The sequence below is a fragment of the Leifsonia sp. PARNA 1/14 genome, from assembly GCF_055720965.1.
The window spans coordinates 264,359-285,855 of sequence record NZ_JBVQSP010000004.1; the positions used below are offsets into that span (position 1 = coordinate 264,359).

The following is a 21,497-nucleotide window of genomic DNA, read 5'->3' on the forward strand; positions in this document are numbered from 1 at the left end:
GTGACGCTCTATCGCCCCGACCGCGACGTGTTCAGTGCGTCGGCGCTGGAGGCAGCGCCGAAGCTGCTCGGCGCGGTGATCCGCCACGAGACCCAGGACGGCGTCGTCGGCATCCGCATCAGCGAGGTGGAGGCCTACGTCGGCGACGGTGTCGATCCCGGATCGCACTCCTTCCGCGGGCGCACCAAGCGCAATGCGGTGATGTACGGCGGCCCTGGCCACCTCTACACGTACTTCACGTACGGGATGCACGTGTGCGCGAATGTGGTGTGCTCGCCCGAGGGAGAGTCATCGGCGGTGCTGCTGCGAGCGGGGGAGGTCGTGGAGGGCGCGGAGCTGGCGGCGCACCGGCGCGCCGGCTCGCTCGGCCGGGTCGTACCGGCTCGCGACCTGGCGCGAGGACCGGCGAGGCTCGTCGTCGCCGCCGGCATCCTGTTGGCCGAGAACGGCTCCGACCTCTTCGCGCCGCCGTTCGACCTCCAGCTGCCGAGCGTGCAGGTGGACTACGAGACCGGCCCGCGCACGGGCGTCTCGGGCCCCGGCGGCGGCCTCGCCTTCCCGTGGCGCTACTGGATCGCGGGCGACCCGACGGTCTCGCCCTACAAGCGCCACGCCAAATCGCACGACTGAGCGAGCCTCCTCTGCCGAGGGGCACGTTGTTGTCACATTCGCACGCCGTACGCGACAACGACGTGCCCCTCGGCGTGGAGGGCGGGGTCAGGCGGCGGCGAAGCGGAAGAGCCCGGCGCAGACGCAGGCCCAGACGAGGCTGACCAGGGTGCCGATGATGAACCGCTCGCGGGCCTCCGGCGCCTCCAGCTCGGTGAAGCGGCCGACGCCCTTGATGGCGATCAGCACGCCGAGCGCCTCGGGGAAGCCGGCCATGATGGCGCCCGTGGTCGCGAACCGTTCCAGGAAGCCGATGGTCGTGCCGCCGCGCAGCACCTCCCTCGTCTCCTCGATCCCGCTCACGCGGTCGTGGACGACGATGCCGCCGTGGACCCCGGGCACCGCCGTGCTCCTCGTGGCGAGGGCGAGGGCGAGTTGCGCGGCCGGGCCGCCGCCGATCACGCTCAGCACCAGGGCGACGATGCCGATCAGCACCCGGAACATCAGGGGAGCGCCCTGCTGTGGGATCGCGACCAGGAGGAACGCCAGGGCGAGCAGTCCCGCGGCGGTGTAGACGAGCGGGCGTCGCGGGGTGCGCAGCGTGGCGATGACGCAGCAGACGGACGCGATGGCGACCACGAGCGCGAGCGCCCACAGGGCGATCGGCAGAACGGTCGCGAAGAACTGGGTCAGAGGCAGGGCGGTCATGCGGCTCACGTTCGGTCGGTGGTCGTTCGGTCGGAGGTCGTTCTCTCTGAGGTCGTTCTCTCGGAGGTGCGCGGGGCGGCGGCGGTCATCCGGTGGTCGTGGCCTGGGCGGCGTCGGCGCTCTGCAACAGCCTAACCAGGGCGGGCTGCGCAGCCAGGTCGGCGCGCAGCCCGGCGGCACGGGCGCGGTCGCTGGCCGACTGGGGCGTGATGCCGAGCCGGGCTCCGGCCTCCGCCTGCGTCAGACCCGTCGAGACGAGGTCGTAGAGCTCCCAGCCGGCCTCGGTGCGGCCCGCCCGCAGGGTGAGCAGGAGGCCGACGAGCGCCTCGACATCGGCGGCCGGTTGCGGGGCGGCGATCGCGTCGGCGGCGAACCGCGTCGGGGCGCGCTTGGCGCGGGTCACCGCTGCTCGCGCTGCGACGAACGCGTCGCCTCCCGCCTCTCTGGTGTGGGAGGGGAGTGGCGTGCGGACCTCGCCGATTCCGAGGCCGACGCTCCACGCGTCGCCGCGCGCCAGCGTCGTCACGAGGTCGAATGCCGTGGCCGCGTCGGCGGTGAGGGCCTGGAGCTCGTCGCCCGCATTGCGGTCGACCGGCAGCAGGAGCCGGTCGCCGGATCGTTCGTTGAGCGCGGCGAGCACCGGTGCGACGATGTCGGGCCGGCCTCGGCTGTCGACCTGGTCGGCCGTGATGACGAACATGACACTCCTCTCATCAGGGCTGATAGCCTGATGAGGACTATATCAGGATCTATAACCTGATTCAATTCCGATCAGGACCACAGGCCTGATTGCCCAAGAAAGCCCGGCGAGTGCCGCTGCTAGCCTGGGGGACGTGCCAGAAACCGCCGCAGCCGCAGAACGGAGCAGCGCAGAGCAGACGCTCAGCGCGCAGACCAACGACCCGACGTTCGCCGACGTCTGGGACGAGCTCAAGTGGCGCGGACTCGTCCACGTCTCGACGGATGAGTCGGCGCTCAAAGAGCTCCTCGCCGGCGACCCGATCACGTATTACTGCGGTTTCGACCCCACGGCGCCGAGCCTCCACCTGGGCAACCTGGTGCAGCTCCTGCTGATGCGCCGCCTCCAGCTCGCCGGGCACAAGCCTCTCGGGCTCGTCGGCGGTTCCACGGGCCTCATCGGTGACCCGCGCCCGACCGCCGAGCGCACGCTCAACACCAAGGAAACCGTGTCGGAGTGGGTCGGCTACCTGCAGCAGCAGGTCACCCGTTTCCTGTCCTCCGAGGGCGACAACGCCGTGCGCCTGGTCAACAATCTCGATTGGACGGCCCCGCTGTCGGCCATCGACTTCCTGCGCGAGATCGGAAAGCACTTCCGCGTCGGCACGATGCTCAAGAAGGACGCCGTCGCGGCGCGCCTCAACTCCGACGAGGGCATCTCGTACACCGAGTTCAGCTACCAGATCCTGCAGGGCATGGACTTCCTCGAGCTGTACCGTCAGTACGGCTGCGTGCTGCAGACCGGCGGCAGCGACCAGTGGGGCAACCTCACCAGCGGCACCGACCTCATCCGCAAGGTGGAGGGCGAGCACGCCCACGCGATCGGCACACCGCTCATCCTGAACGCCGACGGCACCAAGTTCGGCAAGAGCGAGGGCAACGCGATCTGGCTCGACGCGAGCTTCACGAGCCCCTACAAGATCTACCAGTTCTGGCTCAACGCCGACGACGCCGACGTCATCGACCGCCTCAAGGTCTTCACGTTCCTGCACCGCGACGAGATCGAGCGTCTCGAGCGCGCCGTGGCGGAGGAGCCGTTCCGCCGGGAGGCGCAGCGCCGCCTCGCCTACGAGGTGACCTCGCTCATCCACGGCACGGAGGCGACGGAGGCGGTCATCGCAGCGTCCGAGGCGCTGTTCGGACAGGGCGACCTGGCCGGCCAAGACCGCGAGACCCTGGAGTCAGCCCTCCGCGAGCTGCCCAACACGACGACGGCGGCCTCCACGACCATCGCGCAGGCGCTCGTCGACACCGGGCTCACCAAGAGCCTCGGCGAGGCGCGCCGCGCCGTGGCCCAGGGTGGCGTCTACGTCAACAACGCCAAGGTCGACGACGCCGAGTCCGTGGTCGGCGATCACCTGCTCCCGGGTGGGATGGTGGTGCTGCGACGCGGCAAGAAGACGCTCAGCGGCGTCTTCGTCGAGTAGCGGGCGCCCGCGAGGAGCGCTGTAGCCAGCTCAGAACGCTCAGCGTCTGCGACCGTACGTATTCTTCGAGCACCTCGACGCGATCATCGAAGCGCCGGGTCGTGTCGACGTTCACGAGTTCGGCTGCGAGTGACTCGGCCACGCCGGGGACGGTGGCGATCAACTGGTCGCAGACGAGAGGTCGCAGCTCGTCCAGCGCGGCGCTGTCCTGCGTGATCACCGCACGACCGCAGGCGAGCCCTTGCCAGACCTTGTTCGCCAGGACGCTTCGCGCTTTCGTGGAAGCCCCGAATACTCCCAGCACCACGTCGTGGGCGCCGATGTGCTCGCACAGTACGGCCTCGGGAACCGGGCCGAGAAACGTGGTGATCGCGGTGAGGCCTGCCTCTTTCACTGCGTCTTCGATGGGAGGCCGTCCCTCGCCCGCGCCGATGAGCGTGAGCCGGATCGGTCGTCGCCGATTCGCCGAGTCCACCGCTTCCACGATCAGGGGAAGACCGTGGAGCGGGATGTAATTGCCGTAATAAAGCACCCGTAGAGGCCCGTCGTGGCCGACGTGCTCGAGAGGCCGGGCCCACTCCGGCGCGCCCACCGGTACGGCGAAGGTGTTGCCGGGCGTCCGCCGCCGGTACCGGGCGACGATCGCATCGGCTCTCAGTCGGGTGTCGATGAGGTACGCGTCTGCCATGGTGGCGGCGAGCGCATCCACCAACCGGTACGCCAGGCCTTTCGCCGACGACCTGCTCGTCGTCGCCCAATCGTCGACGTGTGTCTCGGCGAGGCCGACGAATCCGTCGACGATCAGCGGGATGCGGCGCACGCGCGACACGAGCCACGCGCCGGGTACGAGTTTGAGCCCGAATTCCGAGACCACGATCGCCCGGCTCCCGCGCGAGGCGGTCCACGCGGACCGCAGTTCGGCCAGCGTGTTGCGGAGGCCGCCGTTCCGCGACTTGTCGGCCGTGGTGACGCTCAGTCCGGCAGACTCGAGTGCGGCACGGAGCCGGGTGTTCCGCGGGTACGCCGGGTCGTGGATGCCGACATACGCGACGTGTCCGCAGAGCTGCACCGTCGTGGAGGCGTCGCCGGGACCAGTCATCTCTGGTCCTCTCTGATCTGGTCTTGCGCTGAGGTCGCGTCGCGGTGGCGGGTGAAGACACGGGGGATTCGCGCCGCCATCATGCGGGACGTGCCTGGAGTGCTCTGCGGGCGCGCAGGGCGCGGACGGTGTCGAGAGTCGCGAGAGCGGACCGGAGGGCGAGCGGGAGAAGCGATGGGAACGTCTTCAAGACGACGACGACACCGCCGAGGCTCGGGGACCGCCGGAACACCGCCCGTGTCGAAAGCGGACGTGCCCACTGCTGCGCCGACCGGCAGGTCTCGCGCATCGCAGCCCCCTCCACTCCCCAGCGCACGGCGGTCTTGACGGCGGCGAGACAGAGGAAGCGGGCGGTGAAGACGTCGCGTTCCGCTTGGCCGACGGCGTGTCCGAGCTCGGCGAGAACGGCGTCGTGCGCGCTCTTGAGCGCACCGATGTCCGGAGTGCGCGAGCGCGTGATCGAGCCGGGCTGACGGCGGTAGACGTACACGACGTCGGGGATGACGCGGATCGTCCCGGCGGCGGCGATCGCGCGGGCGACCCCCACGACATCGCTCTGCGAAACCAGCGGGGGGAACGGGGTGTCGCCGAGCACCGATCTGCGGAACAGCTTGGACCAGAGGAAGCCGTGGACCGTGCCGCCGATGACCAACTCCGCGGCGGACTCCGAGGAGATCGTCCGCGCTGTGCTCCACTCGCCCACGCCGTCGATCAGTCGCCGATCGCCCGATCCCCAGTCGAAGTCGGCCCGGGCGAAGACGATGTCGGCATCGCCCGAGTTCGCGAGCAGTGTGGATAGCCCGTCGATCGACCATTCGTCATCGTGGTCGGCGAACCAGATCCACTCGCCACGCGCGGACTGCAGGGCTTCGTTGCGGCGGGCTGCGATCCCTGCCGACTTCTCGTGGCGGATCAGCGTGATCGCGGGGACGCCGCCCACGGCGTCCTCGAGCATCTCACCCGTGCCGTCGACCGATCCGTCGTCGACCACCACAGCCTCGATTCCCGGCCGGCTGACGGCATCCAGGAGCCGCGAAGCGAGGACGGGGGCGGCATCGCGGCCGTTCCGGACGCCGACGATGATCGTCGCCGTGGGAGAGGGTGCGTCGGTTGCGCGAGCTGTCATGGGGTGTCCTCCGCGGGCGAAGTCGATAGAACGAACCTGCGGTATGCTACACGGATATCTGACCTTTCGAATTCATATGGTCAGGTGTAGTACGACGAAGCAGGACCTCATTGTCTCCCTCTCCCACCCGGGCACGACAGCTCGCTCGCGGTCGACGCCGATTCTTGGCCGGCGCGCTGTTCGGTTACGCCATCATTCCCGTCCTGAACGCGGTGTCGCCGCTGCTGGCGTTGCCGACGGTCACCGCCTCCTATGGGAGCGCGGCGTGGGCGGCCATCGCCATCGGGCAGTCCCTGGGAGGCACGGCCGGTGTCATCGTCGAGCTGGGCTGGGGGTTGTCGGGGAGCCAGCGCGTCGCGCGGATGTCGGCTCGGAGCAGAGCTCACGCGTACGGCGTCTCGCTGGTCGCGAAGGCTGTCGTGGGCATACCCGTGATCGCGGTGACCGTGTGGTTGTCGTTCGTGCTCGCGCCGGCCGGCTTCGGAGGCACCGCAGCGCTCGTCGCCGCAGCCGCTGCGATAGCGATGTTCTCCGCGGCATGGATCTTCACCGGCATCCTGAAGCCTCGGCTCTTCCTCTTCACGGAGGTGCTGCCGCGAACGCTGCTCATCGCGGGGTCGGCGATCGCGATCCACCTCGGGGGAGCCCTGTGGCTCTACCCCGCGGCCCTTCTCCTCTCGTCTGTGAGCGCGCCCGTCGCCGGGGCGGTGGTCCTGCGGCTACAGCTCCGAGATCTCGTATCCATGGGGCCACGTCGCCTGTTGAAGGTCATCGGACATCAGCGGGCCGCGCTGAGTTCGAGCGTGTTCTCGAGCGTCTACATCTCGCTCGGCACGACAGTGGCAACGCTGGGCGCAGCCAATGCCACCCTGCTTTTCGCCTCCGTAGACCGGTTGCAGCGAATGGTCCAGCAGATAATGCGCACGCAGAACTACGTTCTCAAAGGCTGGGTCGGTCGCGAGGTGCAGCCCGGCAACCGCATCCGCCGCGCAGTGCGTGCCGCGATGGTGAGCAGCGCTCTGGGGCTGGCCTGCGGCATCCTGTTCGCCGTCGCAAGCCCGTGGGCCGCCGAGATCATCTTCTCGGGCACTGTCCACGTCCCTCCTCTCGCCGCAGTGATCTCCGGGCTGAGCATCGCGGTGATGTGCGCGAGCGTGTCGACGGGCGGAGTTCTCCTGGTCTCCCTCGGTCGTGTGAGCACGATCGCGACGTCCGCGGCCGTCGGTGCGATCGTCGGGCTACCCGGCATCTTCTTCGGCGCCGTCTTCTTCGGAGGAACGGGCGCTCTGGCCGGGCAGCTGCTGGCCGAGGCGTCTGTGCTCGTCGTGCAGGTCGTCGCGGCCCGGCGAGCCCTGCGGGCGATCCGAGAATCAGGTCGGTGGCAGGTGTCCCCGTCCGATCATCCTGCGCCGGTGCGGCCGGCCCCGAACGCATCATCGTCCACCTCGGATCGCCGCAGCGGACCCGAGTCCGATCCGGTGTAGCGTGATCGCATGCCTGAGAACCGTGCGGACGTCGCCTCTCGCGACGACGACGCTCTCGTCGAGCGCCTCGACCTGATCGAGGCGCAACCGCTCGCGGAGCGCGCCGACGCGTACGCGCAGCTTCACGAAGTCCTTCGGGCCCGGCTGGAAGTCAGTGACCGGCTTGGGGACGACTGAGCGGCTCGACGTCGCCCTGGTCTCCCGAGGGCTCGCCTCCTCGCGCACACGGGCGGCGTCGCTCATCGTCGATGGTCTCGTGACCGTCGACGGCCGTCCGGTCCTCCGCGCCTCGACGAGGGTGGGCGAGGCGCAGGAGCTGATCGTCGCCGGTGCCGACCATTACGTCAGCCGCGGGGCGCACAAGCTCATCGCGGCCCTCGACGGGTTCGGCGTGACGGTCGAAGGGCGGATCGCGCTGGATGCCGGCGCCTCGACCGGCGGGTTCAGTCAGGTGCTGCTGGAGCGGGGTGCGCGGCTGGTCGTCGCGGTCGACGTCGGGCATGGGCAACTCGACCCGAGGCTCGCGGGTGCCGAGCGGCTTCGCTCGTTCGAGGGGATCAACGTGCGGTCGCTCGACGTCGCGACCTTCGCGGGGCTGGTCGGCGATGCGATAGTGCCGGAGCTGGTCGTGGCCGACCTCTCGTTCATCTCTCTGACGCACGTCCTCCCGGCTCTGCGATCGGTCGCGGCGGACGATGCGGAATTCATCCTGCTGATCAAGCCCCAGTTCGAAGTGGGCAGACAGGGTGTCAAAGAAGGGATCGTGACCGACAAAGGGCTGCGCCTCGACGCGGTCGAGCGTGTGCTCTGGGCCGCGCACGACGTCGGGCTGGGGACCGCCGGCGTGATGGCGTCCCCGATCGCCGGGACCCACGGCAATCACGAGTTCCTCGCCCGGCTCCGCGCAGGCGCTCCGGACCCGTCGGCAGCGCGCGAAGCACTCCTCCACTTGTCGACGTGAGTGAACGTTCTCCACAATTCCGGCGCCTCCGCACACTCGCCGCTCGAAAACCGACAGAATGGAGGGACGCAGCCAGAAGGAATCGACGAACTCGTGAGGAGGCGACGTGACGGCATCGGGTGACGCGCAGCGATATATCCTCGTCGTCGCGCACACCGGTCGTCAGGATTCCCTCGAGGCCGGCGTGCAGGTGTGCCGCCAGCTCGTGTCCGCGGGCGTCGTCCCCGTGCTCAGCGAAGACGAACGGCGCGATCTGCTCGTCGCCGCCCCCGACCTCGACTCCGTCGCCGTCCTCGGCGACGAGGTGAGTGCCGGCGACCTCGAGCTGGTGATCGTGCTCGGCGGCGACGGCACGATTCTGCGGGCAGCCGAGCTGGTCCGCGGCTGCACGGCGCCATTGCTCGGCGTCAACCTCGGCCACGTCGGCTTCCTCGCCGAGAGCGAGCGCGACGATCTCGAGATCGCGGTCGCGCGGGGGCTCGCCAAAGACTACGAGGTCGAGGAGCGCATGACGCTCTCCGCCCGTGTGAAGGTCGGCAAAGAGGTCGTCTACGAGAGCTGGGCGCTCAACGAGGCCACGGTCGAGAAGGCCAGCCGCGAGCGGATGCTCGAGGTCGTCATCGAGGTCGACGGCCGGCCGATGTCGAGCTTCGGGTGCGACGGCGTCGTGATGTCGACACCGACCGGCTCGACCGCGTACTCGTTCTCCGCGGGAGGCCCGGTGGTCTGGCCGGGCGTCGCGGCCCTCCTGCTGGTGCCGCTCAGTGCGCACGCCCTCTTCTCGCGACCGCTCGTTGTCGACGCCGACTCGTCGCTCGCCATCGAGCTGCTCGACCGCGCGGGCGGCGAGGGCATCCTCTGGTGCGACGGCCGCCGGGCGTTCGACCTCCCGCGCGGCGCCCGAGTCGTGGTGCGCCGCTCGCCGATCCCCGTGCGACTCGCGCGTCTGCACCAGGGGCCGTTCACCGACCGGCTCGTGCACAAGTTCGACCTGCCCGTGACCGGGTGGCGGGGGCCGGCCGGTCGTGAGTGACGTGCGTGGAGGCATCGAAGAGATCTCGATCCGCGACTTGGGTGTCATCGCCGACGCATCCCTCCCGCTGGGGGCCGGATTCACCGCGATCACCGGTGAGACCGGCGCGGGCAAGACGATGGTGGTCTCGGCGCTCGGGCTGCTGCTCGGCGAGCGGGCCGACACCGGCGCCGTACGTGTCGGCAGCCCGCAGGCCTGGGTCGAGGGCCGCTGGCGCGTGGCGGGTGCGGGCGACGTGGTCGAACGCGTGCGCGACGCCGGCGGCGACGTCGACGAGTTGGGCGGGGGAGAGGCGGAGCTGGTGCTCAGCCGCTCGGTATCGGCAGAGGGGCGCTCACGGGCGGTCGTCGGCGGCCGGGGCGCGCCCGTCAGCGTGCTGACCGAGCTCGGCGGGCAACTCGTGGTCGTCCACGGCCAGTCCGACCAGATCAGGCTGCGTTCCTCCGTCGCACAGCGCGAGGCTCTCGACCGGTTCGCCGGCCCCGCGTTCGCCGGGCTCGTCGACACGTACGCCCAGGTCTTCCACCGCTGGCGCGACAACCGCTCCGAACTCGACGAACTGGTCGCCGACCAGGAGCGCCGCGCGCGAGAGGCCGACGACCTGCGCGCCGCGATGTCCGAGATCGAGACGGTGGCGCCGCAGCCGAGGGAGGACGACGAGCTCGCCGAGCGTGCAGAGCGCCTCACCAACCTGGAGGAGCTGCGACTCGCCGCAGCAGGAGCGCGCGAGCTGCTCTCGGCCGAGGAGTCGGAGGGCGTCGACGCTCTCGGTCTGCTCGACAACGCGCGCCGTCAGTTGGAGCGGGTCGCGCCGCACGACGCCGAGCTGCGGCCGCTGGCCGACGCGGTCGCCAACGCCAACTACCTCGTCTCCGACATCGCCGCGCAGCTCTCCACGTATCTGGCCGCCCTCGACACCGACGGCGCCCGCGAGCTGGAGGTGGTGCAGGAGCGTCGCGCGGAGCTCGCCGGGCTCGTCCGCAAATACGGCCCGACTCTCGACGACGTCATCGCGACGCTCGAGACCGGCAGCCTCCGCCTCCTCGAGCTCGACGGCGACGCCGACCGCATCCAGGAGCTCGCGCGCGAGGTCGAGGCCGATGCAACGCTCGTGACCGAGCTCGCCGCAGACCTCGGCGAGCGTCGCCGGGAGGCCGCACAGCGCCTCGCCGACGCGGTCTCCGACGAGCTGGCGATGCTGGCGATGCCCGACGCGCGGATCGTCGTGGAGGTCACCGAGCGCGAAGAGTTCACGGCCAGCGGGCGCGACCAGGTCGCCATCCTGCTGCGGCCGCACCCCGGCGCGGAGCCGCGGCCGCTCGGCAAGGGCGCGTCCGGCGGCGAGCTCTCCCGCGTGATGCTGGCCATCGAAGTGGTCATCGCCGGCGCCGACCCGGTGCCCACCTTCATCTTCGACGAGATCGACGCCGGCGTCGGCGGCGCCTCCGCGATCGAGATCGGCCGCCGGCTCGCCCGGCTGGCCGAGAGCTCCCAGGTGATCGTCGTTACGCACCTCGCCCAGGTGGCGGCGTTCGCGACCAACCACCTCACGGTCGTCAAGGGCAGCGACGGCGCCGTCACCGAGTCCAGCGTGCGCCGGCTCGACGGCGACGAGCGCATCGCCGAGATGGCGCGCCTGCTGTCGGGGCTCCCCGACTCCGAGAGCGGGCTCGCCCACGCGCGCGAGCTCGTCGAGATGGCCGCTGCCGCGCGGTGACCTCGCAGGCGTTCGCGGCGGGCGCGTCGCGGCGGTCGCGCACGGTCGTCCCGTCAGCAGGTGATAAGCTACAAGCCCGTGGTGGATTATTCAGACGCGGGCCAGAACAACAGCAAAACCAACGGCACTACCAAGCACATCTTCGTGACAGGTGGTGTCGTTTCTTCGTTGGGGAAGGGCCTCACGGCGGCTTCCCTGGGCAACCTTCTGACGGCACGCGGCCTCCGCGTGGTCATGCAGAAGCTCGACCCCTATCTCAATGTCGACCCTGGGACGATGAACCCGTTCCAGCACGGCGAGGTGTTCGTGACCGACGACGGTGCGGAGACCGACCTCGACATCGGGCACTACGAGCGGTTCCTCGACATCAACCTCGGCCAGTCCGCGAACGTCACCACCGGCCAGATCTACTCGAACGTCATCGCCAAGGAGCGCCGCGGCGAGTACCTGGGCGACACCGTGCAGGTCATCCCGCACATCACCGACGAGATCAAGCGCCGGATGCGCCTGCAGGCACAGCCCGGACCGGACGGCGAGCCGGCGCCCGACGTGATCATCACCGAGATCGGCGGCACCGTCGGTGACATCGAATCGCAGCCGTTCATCGAGTCGGCCCGCCAGGTGCGCCACGAGCTCGGCCGCAAGAACTGCTTCTTCGTGCACGTCTCGCTCGTGCCGTTCATGAACGCGTCGGGCGAGCAGAAGACGAAGCCCACGCAGCACTCCGTCGCGGCGCTGCGCTCGATCGGGATCCAGCCGGACGCGCTCGTGCTCCGCAGCGACCGCCCGGTGTCCGAGTCGAACAAGCGCAAGATCGCGCTCATGTGCGACGTGGACGAGCAGGCCGTAGTGAACGCGGTCGACGTGCCGAGCATCTACGACATTCCGACGATGCTGCACGAGCAGGGCCTCGACGCCTACATCATCGCCCAGCTCGGCCTCGATAGGGCTGCCGAAGTCGACTGGCACGGCTGGGCGCGCCTCCTGGAGGCGGTGCACGACCCCAAGCACGAGGTCACGATCGGCCTGGTCGGCAAGTACATCGACCTCCCCGACGCCTACCTCTCGGTCACCGAGGCGCTCCGCGCGGGCGGGTTCGCACACCGCACCAAGGTGAAGCTCAAGTGGATCCCCTCCGACGAGTGCCAGACGCCCGAGGGCGCCGCGCAGCAGCTCGGCGACGTCGACGCGATCTGCGTTCCCGGCGGGTTCGGCGTACGCGGCATCGAGGGCAAGGTCGGCGCGCTGCGGTTCGCGCGCGAGAACGGCATCCCGGCCCTCGGCCTCTGCCTCGGCCTCCAGTGCATGGTCATCGAGTACGCGCGTCACGAGGCCGGCCTGGCCGGCGCGTCGTCGTCGGAGTTCGACCCGGAGACCGAGTTCCCCGTGATCGCCACGATGGCCGAGCAGGTCGAGATCATCGCCGGCGGCGACCTAGGCGGCACCATGCGCCTGGGCCTGTACCCGGCCACGCTCGCCGAGGGCTCCCTGGTCGCCGACCTCTACGGCGCCCCGGAGGCCAGCGAGCGTCACCGTCACCGCTACGAGGTGAACAACAACTACCGCGAGCAGATCGCCGACGCCGGCCTCTGGTTCTCCGGAACCTCGCCCGACGGCCACCTCGTCGAGTACGTGGAGCTGCCGCGCGACGTGCACCCGTTCTACGTCGGCACCCAGGCGCACCCGGAGCTGCGGTCGCGGCCGAACCACGCGCATCCGCTGTTCGCCGGACTCGTCGGCGCGGCGCTCGAGCGCCAGAAGGCCAGCCTCCTGTTCGAGGTGGCGGCTGAGGAAGCCGAAGAACTGGTGACGGAGGCCTGATGGCCACCGAGGTCGGCGTGATCGGCGACGAGCCGTTCCGCCCGGAGATCGTCTCGTCCGAGATCGCCTTCCACGGCAAGATCTGGGACGTGCGTCGCGACACCTTCCGCTACAACGGCGAGGAGATCACCCGCGAGTACGTCGACCACACGGGCGCCGTCGCGGTGCTCGCGCTGGACGACGACGGCCGCGTGCTGCTCATCAGGCAGTACCGGCACCCCGTCCGGCACCGCGACTGGGAGATCCCGGCCGGGTTGCTCGACATCAACGGGGAGGAGCCGCTCGCCGCGGCCCGGCGCGAGCTGGCCGAGGAGGCCGACCTGCAGGCCGGGCAGTGGAACGTGCTGGCCGACATCTTCACCAGCCCGGGCGGCAACGACGAGGCGATCCGCATCTATCTGGCCAGGGACGTGCGGCCGACCGGTGAGGCGTTCGCCCGGGAGGCCGAGGAGGCCGACATCGAGGTCGCCTGGGTGCCGCTGGAGGAGGCGGTGGACGCCGTGCTCGAGCGACGCGCGCACAACGCGCCGCTGAGCATCGCCGTGCTCGGCGCGCTGGCAGCGCGCGAGCGCGGCTGGGCGAGCCTCGGCGCGGCAGACGCGCCATGGCCGAGCCACCCGAAGCTGAGCGGCGCGAGCGCGCCGAGCGCCGAGGGATGACCCTCGCGGCCGACGTGGACGCCTATCTGAGGCATGTCGCCATCGAGCGCGGCCTCTCGGCGAACACGGTCGCCGCGTACCGGCGCGATCTCGCGGTCTACACCGCGTGGCTGGCCGAGCAGGGCGTCGACGACGTGCACGCGGTGTCCGGCGCGACCGTGTCGGGCTACCTCTCGCACCTCGGGTCGCGCGAGGAGTCGCCGCTGACCGCGACCTCCCTCGCCCGCATGCTGTCGACGGTGCGTGGGTTCCACCGGTTCCTTCTCGAGGAGGGGCGGGTGGAGGTGGACGCGGCACGCGACGTTCGGCCTCCCAAGCTGCCGAGCACCCTGCCGAAGGCGATCAGCGTCGACCAGGTCGCCGCACTGCTGGCGGCGACCGACGGCGACGAGCTCGACGACCTCCGTGACAAGGCGCTGCTGGAGCTCATGTACGCGACCGGAGCCCGCGTCAGCGAGGCGGTCGGGCTGAACGTCGACGATGTGATCGACACCGATGTGGTGCGGCTGACCGGCAAGGGGTCGAAGCAACGCATCGTGCCGCTGGGCAGCTTCGCCCAGGCCGCCGTCGCCGCCTATCTCGTGCGGGCGCGCCCGGTGCTCTCGACCCGCGGCCGGGCGACGCCCGCGCTGTTCCTCGGGATGCGCGGCGCCCGCTTGTCGCGCCAGAACGTCTGGCTGATCATCCGCGCAGCAGCGGAGCGCTCCAACCTCGGCGTCGAGATCTCGCCGCACACCCTCCGGCACTCGTTCGCCACCCACCTGCTCGCCGGAGGTGCGGACGTGCGCGTCGTGCAGGAGCTGCTGGGCCATTCGTCGGTGGCGACGACGCAGATCTACACGCTGGTGACGGCAGATGCGCTGCGCGATGTGTACGTGTCGGCTCACCCGCGGGCGCGGTGACGCCCCCGCGGTGCCTTGCGGTAGAGCCAGACCAGCACCTTCGGGCCCTCGCCGGTGATCCGTGACGGCGTGAATCCCAGCTTCTCCAGCACCCGGAACGACGGAGCGTTCCAGCGCTCCACGGTCGCCCACAGCACGGGGATGCCGCTCTCGAACGCCGCGTCGGCCACGGCGGCCGCCGCCTCGGTCGCGTAGCCGGTGCCGACGTGGCGGCGCAGCAGCTCGTAGGCGAGCTCCGGCTGAGTCGGAGTCGCACGCCCGATCACCAGGCCGCAGTACCCGACGGCCTCACCGGTGTCGGCCACCTCGATCGTGTAGAGGCCGAAGCCGACCTCCTCGGCCGCGTGGCGCTGGGCGTCGAGCCGGTCGCGCTCCTGGTCGAGGGGGAGGGGCTCGCGCGACGGGTCCTCCGCGATGAGCTCGAGGTTCCACTCGGCGTCCCTGCCGTCGCGCAGCCGCAGGCGCAGGCGTTCGGTGGTGAGCTCGGGTGGCATCGTCGGCACGCGCACAGCGTACGCCCTGAGGACCCGCCGCCGAGACGCCGACGTAGCCGTGAGCACGCGGATAGGATGGATGGAAGTGAACAGGCCGGGAACGGCCGCCGATCGACAGAGGACGAGGAACATCCAGGTGACGCGCAACGACGAGGTCAGGACGGAGCTTCCCGGCATGGACACCGCAGCCCTCGCCGCACCGCTCGGACCCACCGGGCGCCCCCTGCGCGCGTTCCCGGCGCCGGCCGAGCTGAGGCAGCACGGGCCCGCAAAGATCGTCGCTCTCTGCAACCAGAAGGGCGGGGTCGGCAAGACCACGACCTCCATCAACCTCGGCGCCGCCCTGGCGGAGTACGGCCGCCGTGTGCTCGCGATCGACTTCGACCCGCAGGGCGCCCTGTCGGCGGGCCTCGGGGCGCAGACCCACGACGTCACCACGATCTACGACCTGCTGCTGAACCGGCACGCCGACGTGCAGGAGGCCATCCAGTCGACGGGCGTGCCCGGCCTCGACATCATCCCGGCGAACATCGACCTCTCGGCCGCCGAGGTGCACCTGGTCAACGAGGTGGCGCGCGAGCAGATCCTCGCCGGCGTGCTGCGCAAGGTGGCCGGCGATTACGACGTCATCCTGATCGACTGCCAGCCGTCGCTCGGCATCCTCACCGTCAACGCGCTGACCGCCAGCCACGGCGTCCTCATCCCGCTCGAGTGCGAGTACTTCGCGCTGCGCGGTGTCGCCCTTCTCATCGAGACCATCGACAAGGTGCGCGAGCGGCTCAACCCGGCGATCGAGCTCGACGGCATCCTCGCCACCATGTACGACTCGCGCACGCTGCACTCGCGCGAGGTGCTGGAACGCGTCGTCGACGCCTTCGGCGACCGCGTGCTCGAGACCGTGATCTCGCGCACGGTGAAGTTCCCGGACGCGTCGGTCGCGGCCACCCCGATCACCCAGTTCGCGCCGGAGCACCAGGCCGCGGAGGCCTACCGCCAGCTGGCGAGGGAACTGATCTTCCGTGGCGCCGTCGCCTGAGGACCCTTCGAGTGCACTGACGCCGAAGGGCACGTCGTTGTCACTTCCGGAGGCCGAAAGCGACAACAACGTGCCCCTCGCGGAGGCCGACAGCGGGTTCCGCGTGGCGGTGGGGACTTTCGAGGGGCCGTTCGACCTGCTGCTGTCGCTGATCAGCAAGCACGAGCTCGACATCACGGAGATCTCGCTGAGCCGCGTCACCGACGAGTTCATCGCCTACCTGCGCCGCCTCGACGCCGACGAGAGCCTCGACGAGGCGAGCGAGTTCCTGCTCGTCGCCGCAACCCTCCTCGACCTGAAGATCGCCGGCCTCCTGCCGCAGGGTGAGCTCGTCGACGCGGAGGACGTCGCCCTGCTGGAGGCGCGCGACCTGCTGTTCGCCCGACTGCTGCAGTACCGCGCGTTCAAGGAGGCGTCGGCGTGGTTCTCGGCGCGGCTCGACACCGAGGCCGCCCGGCACGCGCGCGCCGTGCGCCTGGAGGACAAGTACCGCCAGCGCACACCCGAGCTGGTCTGGACGCTCACCGCAGACGATTTCGCGGCCCTCGCGACGCTGGCGATGACGCCGCGCGAGATCCCCGTCGTCGGGCTCGACCACCTGCATGCGCCGCTCGTGAGCATCCGCGAGCAGGCCGCGGTGGTGGTCGGGATGCTGCGCAGCGGCGATCAGCTGTCGTTCCGGCAGCTCGTCGCCGGCGCCGAGCAGAAGGGCGTCGTGATCGCGCGGTTCCTCGCCGTGCTCGAGCTGTACCGGCACGCGGCCATCGCGTTCGAGCAGCTGGAGCCGCTGGGCGAGCTGACGCTGCGCTGGACGGCCGAGCACTGGTCGGAGGAGAACCTGTCGAACCTGGGAGCGGATTATGACGGTTGACGGAACCGAGCTGGAGACCGAGCCGGCGAGCGTGGACGACGCGCAGATCGAGCGCGCCCTGGAGGCCATCCTGATGGTCGCCGACGAGCCGATGAGCGTCGTGACGCTGGCGACCGCCGTCGGCGCGCCCGTCAGGCGCGTGCGCACCGCGATCGACACGCTGGTCGCCGACTACGACGGCGAGCCCGGCGCCGACGGCAGGCCGGGCCTCCGCCGCGGCTTCGAGCTGCGGGAGGTCGGCGGCGGCTGGCGCGTCTACGTGCGCCCCGAGTTCGATACGGTCGTCTCCGGCTACGTGCTGCAGCAGAACCCCACCCGGCTGTCGCAGGCCGCGCTCGAGACGCTCGCCGTGATCGCGTACAAGCAGCCGATCAGCCGCGGGGCCATCGCCTCCATCCGCGCCGTCAACGTGGATTCGGTGGTGCGCACGCTGCTCGGCCGCGGTCTCATCACCGAGCTGTTCACCGACAGCGAGACCGGCGCGATCAACTACGGCACCACGGACCTGCTGCTGACCCAGCTCGGCATCAACTCGGTCGACGAGCTGCCCAAGATCTCCCCGCTGCTGGCCGACGGCGCCGATGGGTTCGACGATGTCCGGTAGCGCGGGCGGAGGCGACGCCGCGCAGGGCGAGCGCCTGCAGAAGGTGATGGCGGCAGCCGGTGTGGCCTCCCGCCGCGTGTCGGAGGACCTGATCGTCGCCGGCCGCGTGAGCGTGAACGGCCAGGTGGTCACCGAGCTCGGTCGGCGCGTCGATCCGGCGACCGACCGCGTCGCTGTCGACGGCACCGCGGTGCAACTCGACACCTCCCGCCGCTACGTCATGCTCAACAAGCCGGTCGGCGTGGTGAGTTCGATGCGCGACGAGCAAGGCCGTCCCGACCTGTCCCGGTTCACGGCGGGCTACTCCGAGCGGTTGTTCAACGTCGGGCGCCTGGACGCCGAGACGTCGGGGCTGCTCATCCTCACCAACGACGGAGAGCTCGCCCATGTGCTCGCGCATCCGAGCTTCGGGGTGACCAAGACCTACATCGCACGGGTGCGTGGAAACGTGACACCGCAGACCATCGGCCGGCTGACGAAGGGCGTCGAGCTGGAGGACGGCCCGATCGCCGCCGACAAGGCGCGGCTGCTGCAGTCGCGGTCGGGCGGCAGCGACAGCCTCGTCGAGCTGACCCTGCACTCGGGCCGCAACCGGATCGTCCGCCGCATGATGGCGGAGGTCGGGCACCCGGTGATCGAGCTCGTGCGGCGCCAGTTCGGGCCGTTGCACCTCGGCACGCTGAAGATCGGTGCCATGCGCGACCTGACGAAGGACGAGCTCGGCGCACTGCTGACGATCTCGCGGCAGGGCGACGGCGAAGGCGAGCGCGGCTGACGCGTCCGGGCGGCCCGCGCCCACTGACTAAGGTGGATCCGTGAACGATTCCGCCTCCCGCCTCGCCGGACCGGTCCGCGTCGTCGGGGCCGGGCTCCTCGGGGCCTCCGTCGGGCTCGGGCTGCGCGCCCGCGGCGTCGATGTGCTGCTCGCCGACGCCTCGCCCGCCCACCTGCGGCTGGCGGCCGATTACGGCGCGGGGCGAGCGGACGACGGGGAGGCGGATCCCGCGCTGATCGTGGTCGCCGTGCCGCCAGACCTGGTGTCGCGCGTGGTCGCGGAGGAGCTCGCCGCGCATCCCGCCGCCGTCGTCACCGATGTCGCCAGCGTCAAGGGCGCACCCCTCGCCGAGTTGCAGGAGGCCGGGCTCGACCTCTCCCGGTACGTGGGTTCGCACCCGCTCGCCGGGCGGGAGCGCGGGGGCCCGAGCGCCGCGCGCGCCGACCTGTTCATCGGCCGCCCGTGGGTGGTCTCGGCCCGGCCGGAGAACCCGCGCTCCGCGGTCAACCTCGTGGAGGCGCTCATCCTCGACCTCGGCGCGACGCCGATCGAGATGGCCGCCGCCGACCACGATGCCGCCGTCGCGCTCGTCTCGCACACCCCGCAGATCGTGTCGTCGCTGATGGCGAAGCGGCTGGCCGCCTCCACCGACGCCGCGCTGGGCCTCGCCGGCCAGGGCGTGCGCGACGTGACCCGCATCGCCGCGAGCGAGCCAGAGCTCTGGGTGCAGATCCTCGGCGCCAACGCGCCGGCGATCGTGCAGATCCTGCGCGCCTACCGCGACGACCTCGACCACGTGCTCGCCGCCCTCGACGACGTCGACGCCAGCGGCTCGCGCCGCGCCATCGCCGAAGAGATCGCCGGAGGCAACCTCGGTGTCTCGCGCCTCCCGGGCAAGCACGGCCAGGACAAGCGCTTCTCGAGCATGATCGTCATGGTCGACGACCGGCCGGGCGAGCTGGCGCGACTGCTCAACGAACTGGGCGAGCTCGACGTGAACCTGGAGGACCTCCGCCTGGAGCACTCCCCGGGCGCGCCCTTCGGCCTGGCCGAGATCGCCGTGCTCCCCGAGGTGTGGCAGCGCACCGTGACCGACCTGACCGACCGCGGCTGGAGGCTCGCAGGATGACCGACACGACCGACTCGCAGACCGGCGCCGACGCTGACGACCCGCCCGTCGTCGTCGCCGTCGACGGCCCCGCGGGCAGCGGCAAGTCGTCGGTCTCGAAGGCGACGGCGCGCAGACTCGGCTGGGAGTACCTCGACACCGGCGCGGCGTACCGCGCGCTCGGCTGGTACGTCGTGCAGCGCCGGCTCGACCCGACCGACTCGGCGACCGTGATCGACTCGCTGCCCGACTTCGACTACCGCATCGGCACAGACCCCGACACGTACCACGTGTTCGTCGGCGACCACGACGTGACCGACGTCATCCGCGAACCGGAGGTCACCGCTGTTGTGAGCGCGATCGCACGGGTTCCGGAGGTACGTTCCTTCCTCACCGGCCTGTTCCGGTCGATCGTGGCGCGCACGGAACGGCCGGGAATCGTGGTCGAGGGACGCGACATCACCACGGTCGTCTGCCCGGATGCGCCCGTGCGCATCCTGCTCACGGCCGACGAGCAGGTTAGAATGGCCAGGCGTTCCGCTGAGCTGACCGGCCATTCCGCCGCTCACGTCGGCGAGGCGCTTCGCAGGCGTGACGCGGCCGACTCCCGGGTCGTCGACTTCATGAACGCCGCAGACGGTGTGACCACCGTCGACTCCACCGACCTCGACTTCGACCAGACCGTCGACGCGGTCATCGCGGTCGTACAGAAAGAGACCCATGTCTGACATCGAGAACGAGCCCAGCGGCGCCGACGACCTCGTCGAGCGCCTCGCCGGCCTTGACGACAACCTTGCGGTGCAGCGCGCCGCCGCCCTCCGCAGCGGCCTGGAGGAGTACGAGCTCGACGACACCGACCTCGACCTCCTCGGTACCGCCACCGAGAACCCGGACGAGATCACGTACCTGCCCGCTCTGCCGGTGCTGGCCATCGTGGGCCGCCCGAATGTGGGCAAATCGGCGCTCGTCAACCGCATCCTGGGCCGCCGCGAGGCCGTCGTGGAGGACACCCCTGGCGTGACGCGCGACCGCGTCTCGTACCAGGCCGAGTGGAACGGGCGCCGGTTCACCGTCGTCGACACCGGTGGCTGGGAGCCCGACGCCCGCGGCATCGACGCGTCGGTCGCCGCGCAGGCCGAGGTCGCGATCGACCTGGCCGACGCCGTGCTGTTCGTCGTCGACGCGACGGTGGGCGCAACCTCCACCGACGAGCACGTCGTTCGCCTGCTGCGAAAGACCAGGAAGCCTGTGTTCCTCGCGGCCAACAAGGTGGACGACGCGCGGCAGGAGCCCTACGCGACCGAGCTGTGGTCGCTGGGCCTCGGCGAGCCGTGGCCCGTGTCTGCACTGCACGGCCGTGGCGTCGCCGACCTCCTCGACCAGCTCCTCAAGGCGCTGCCGGAGGTGTCGGCCGTCGCGAAGCGGGAGGTCGGCGGTCCGCGCCGGGTCGCGATCGTCGGCCGCCCCAATGTGGGCAAGTCGTCGCTGCTCAACAAAGCCGCGGGGGAGGAGCGGGTCGTCGTCAACGAGCTCGCCGGCACCACCCGCGATCCCGTGGATGAGCAGGTCGAGCTGGGCGGCAAGGTGTGGCGCTTCGTCGACACCGCCGGCATCCGCCGCCGCGTGCACCTGCAGCAGGGCGCCGATTTCTACGCGTCGCTGCGCACCTCCACCGCGCTCGAGAAGGCGGAGGTCGCGGTCGTCGTGCTCGACGTCTCCGAGCCGATCAGCGAGCAGGACGTGCGCATCATCGACCTCGTGCTGGAGTCGGGCCGCGCGCTCGTGCTCGCGTTCAACAAGTGGGACCTCCTCGACGACGACCGCCGTCGTTACCTGGAGCGGGAGATCGAGCAGGATCTCGCCCACGTGTCGTGGGCGCCGCGCGTCAACATCTCGGCACGCACCGGGCGGCACCTCGAGAAGCTGGTTCCGGCGCTGGAGCTCGCGCTCGAGTCGTGGGACACCCGTATCCCGACCGGCAAGTTCAACGCGTTCCTCGCCGAGCTCACCGCGGCGCATCCGCACCCGGTCCGTGGAGGCAAGCAGCCGCGCATCCTGTTCGGCACGCAGGCGTCGAGCCGGCCGCCGACATTCGTGGTGTTCACCACCGGTTTCCTCGACCCGGGCTACCGGCGCTACATCATCCGCCGCCTCCGCGAGGTATACGGGTTCGAGGGCACTCCGATCGTGCTGAACATGCGGGTGCGCGAGAAGCGGAAGCGTTAACCTCTTCGTCCGCCCGGTCGGCCCGTCAAATCGACGCGCCGACCGCGGAGGTGAACAGATGGGTCCACGTCACCCCCAATGAGGGGGCGACCATATTGG

At 70.5% G+C, this 21,497-nt stretch carries 22 protein-coding genes; 17 read left to right on the plus strand and 5 right to left on the minus strand.

Going from position 1 to position 21,497, the window contains the following annotated elements; all coding sequences use genetic code 11:
* Positions 1 to 630, plus strand: a complete 630-nt coding sequence (locus AC0HS0_RS12865) for a DNA-3-methyladenine glycosylase (protein ID WP_472964411.1) — start codon at positions 1 to 3, stop codon at positions 628 to 630.
* 87 nt (positions 631 to 717) lie between these two features.
* Here the strand turns inward: AC0HS0_RS12865 and AC0HS0_RS12870 are convergent, their stop codons facing one another.
* Both AC0HS0_RS12870 and AC0HS0_RS12875 read right to left on the minus strand, forming a co-directional pair.
* Positions 718 to 1,317, minus strand: coding sequence for a hypothetical protein (locus AC0HS0_RS12870; protein ID WP_472964412.1), 600 nt, complete (start codon positions 1,315 to 1,317; stop codon positions 718 to 720).
* An 85-nt stretch (positions 1,318 to 1,402) separates the two neighbouring features.
* Positions 1,403 to 2,017, minus strand: coding sequence for a DNA-binding protein (locus tag AC0HS0_RS12875; RefSeq protein ID WP_472964413.1), 615 nt, complete (start codon positions 2,015 to 2,017; stop codon positions 1,403 to 1,405).
* Between the two features lie 133 nt (positions 2,018 to 2,150).
* Between AC0HS0_RS12875 and tyrS the strand changes: the two genes are divergently transcribed.
* A complete protein-coding gene (tyrS, locus tag AC0HS0_RS12880; RefSeq protein WP_472964414.1) occupies positions 2,151 to 3,482 on the plus strand; it encodes a tyrosine--tRNA ligase in 1,332 nt (443 codons plus the stop codon).
* Here tyrS and AC0HS0_RS12885 read toward each other — a convergent pair.
* Together AC0HS0_RS12885 and AC0HS0_RS12890 are read right to left on the minus strand one after the other, a co-directional pair.
* On the minus strand, positions 3,460 to 4,581 hold the full coding sequence (locus tag AC0HS0_RS12885) for a glycosyltransferase (protein ID WP_472964415.1): 1,122 nt from the start codon (positions 4,579 to 4,581) through the stop codon (positions 3,460 to 3,462). The genes tyrS and AC0HS0_RS12885 overlap by 23 nt on opposite strands.
* A 79-nt stretch (positions 4,582 to 4,660) precedes the next feature.
* Positions 4,661 to 5,707: a glycosyltransferase family 2 protein gene (locus tag AC0HS0_RS12890; RefSeq protein WP_472964416.1), complete on the minus strand. Its 1,047-nt coding sequence runs from the start codon at positions 5,705 to 5,707 to the stop codon at positions 4,661 to 4,663.
* Between the two features lie 164 nt (positions 5,708 to 5,871).
* On the opposite strand from AC0HS0_RS12890, the gene AC0HS0_RS12895 reads away from it, so the two are divergent.
* The 8 genes from AC0HS0_RS12895 (at position 5,872) to xerD (ending at position 14,284) form a co-directional block, all read left to right on the plus strand.
* Positions 5,872 to 7,191 carry a lipopolysaccharide biosynthesis protein gene (locus AC0HS0_RS12895; RefSeq protein WP_472964417.1) on the plus strand — a complete coding sequence of 440 codons (1,320 nt, stop codon included), beginning with the start codon at positions 5,872 to 5,874 and terminating at the stop codon, positions 7,189 to 7,191.
* Between the two features lie 9 nt (positions 7,192 to 7,200).
* Positions 7,201 to 7,368 carry a hypothetical protein gene (locus tag AC0HS0_RS12900; RefSeq protein ID WP_472964418.1) on the plus strand — a complete coding sequence of 56 codons (168 nt, stop codon included), beginning with the start codon at positions 7,201 to 7,203 and terminating at the stop codon, positions 7,366 to 7,368.
* Complete coding sequence (locus tag AC0HS0_RS12905) at positions 7,355 to 8,152, plus strand: TlyA family RNA methyltransferase (RefSeq protein ID WP_472964419.1); 798 nt, start codon at positions 7,355 to 7,357, stop codon at positions 8,150 to 8,152. Before AC0HS0_RS12900 ends, AC0HS0_RS12905 begins: the two co-directional genes overlap by 14 nt.
* 106 nt (positions 8,153 to 8,258) lie before the next feature.
* Positions 8,259 to 9,185 carry an NAD kinase gene (locus AC0HS0_RS12910; RefSeq protein ID WP_472964420.1) on the plus strand — a complete coding sequence of 309 codons (927 nt, stop codon included), beginning with the start codon at positions 8,259 to 8,261 and terminating at the stop codon, positions 9,183 to 9,185.
* Entirely contained in the window at positions 9,178 to 10,902 is a 1,725-nt protein-coding gene (gene recN, locus AC0HS0_RS12915) for a DNA repair protein RecN (protein ID WP_472964421.1), read from the plus strand. The genes AC0HS0_RS12910 and recN overlap by 8 nt, the downstream gene beginning before the upstream one ends.
* Positions 10,903 to 10,980: 78 nt before the next feature.
* A complete protein-coding gene (locus AC0HS0_RS12920; protein WP_472964422.1) occupies positions 10,981 to 12,723 on the plus strand; it encodes a CTP synthase in 1,743 nt (580 codons plus the stop codon).
* Entirely contained in the window at positions 12,723 to 13,382 is a 660-nt protein-coding gene (locus AC0HS0_RS12925; RefSeq protein ID WP_472964423.1) for an NUDIX domain-containing protein, read from the plus strand. The genes AC0HS0_RS12920 and AC0HS0_RS12925 overlap by 1 nt, the downstream gene beginning before the upstream one ends.
* Positions 13,379 to 14,284, plus strand: coding sequence for a site-specific tyrosine recombinase XerD (gene xerD, locus AC0HS0_RS12930; protein WP_472964595.1), 906 nt, complete (start codon positions 13,379 to 13,381; stop codon positions 14,282 to 14,284). Before AC0HS0_RS12925 ends, xerD begins: the two co-directional genes overlap by 4 nt.
* Here xerD and AC0HS0_RS12935 read toward each other — a convergent pair.
* A complete protein-coding gene (locus AC0HS0_RS12935; protein WP_472964596.1) occupies positions 14,266 to 14,778 on the minus strand; it encodes a GNAT family N-acetyltransferase in 513 nt (170 codons plus the stop codon). The two genes, xerD and AC0HS0_RS12935, sit on opposite strands and share 19 nt — an antisense overlap.
* A 136-nt stretch (positions 14,779 to 14,914) precedes the next feature.
* Here AC0HS0_RS12935 and AC0HS0_RS12940 point away from each other — a divergent pair, with 136 nt between their 5' ends.
* The 7 genes from AC0HS0_RS12940 to der are packed head-to-tail and all read left to right on the plus strand — an operon-like array spanning position 14,915 to position 21,398.
* Positions 14,915 to 15,814, plus strand: a complete 900-nt coding sequence (locus AC0HS0_RS12940) for a ParA family protein (protein ID WP_472964424.1) — start codon at positions 14,915 to 14,917, stop codon at positions 15,812 to 15,814.
* Positions 15,815 to 15,851: 37 nt separating this feature from the next.
* Positions 15,852 to 16,685, plus strand: a complete 834-nt coding sequence (locus AC0HS0_RS12945; RefSeq protein ID WP_472964425.1) for a segregation and condensation protein A — start codon at positions 15,852 to 15,854, stop codon at positions 16,683 to 16,685.
* Positions 16,675 to 17,289, plus strand: a complete 615-nt coding sequence (scpB, locus tag AC0HS0_RS12950) for an SMC-Scp complex subunit ScpB (RefSeq protein ID WP_472964427.1) — start codon at positions 16,675 to 16,677, stop codon at positions 17,287 to 17,289. Before AC0HS0_RS12945 ends, scpB begins: the two co-directional genes overlap by 11 nt.
* A complete protein-coding gene (locus tag AC0HS0_RS12955; RefSeq protein ID WP_472964428.1) occupies positions 17,279 to 18,064 on the plus strand; it encodes a pseudouridine synthase in 786 nt (261 codons plus the stop codon). Before scpB ends, AC0HS0_RS12955 begins: the two co-directional genes overlap by 11 nt.
* A 40-nt stretch (positions 18,065 to 18,104) precedes the next feature.
* Entirely contained in the window at positions 18,105 to 19,193 is a 1,089-nt protein-coding gene (locus AC0HS0_RS12960; protein ID WP_472964429.1) for a prephenate dehydrogenase, read from the plus strand.
* Positions 19,190 to 19,900 (plus strand): (d)CMP kinase, encoded by a 711-nt coding sequence (cmk, locus tag AC0HS0_RS12965; protein ID WP_472964430.1) that lies wholly within the window; start codon positions 19,190 to 19,192, stop codon positions 19,898 to 19,900. The genes AC0HS0_RS12960 and cmk overlap by 4 nt, the downstream gene beginning before the upstream one ends.
* A complete protein-coding gene (gene der / locus AC0HS0_RS12970) occupies positions 19,893 to 21,398 on the plus strand; it encodes a ribosome biogenesis GTPase Der (RefSeq protein ID WP_472964431.1) in 1,506 nt (501 codons plus the stop codon). Before cmk ends, der begins: the two co-directional genes overlap by 8 nt.
* Positions 21,399 to 21,497 lie beyond the last annotated feature (99 nt).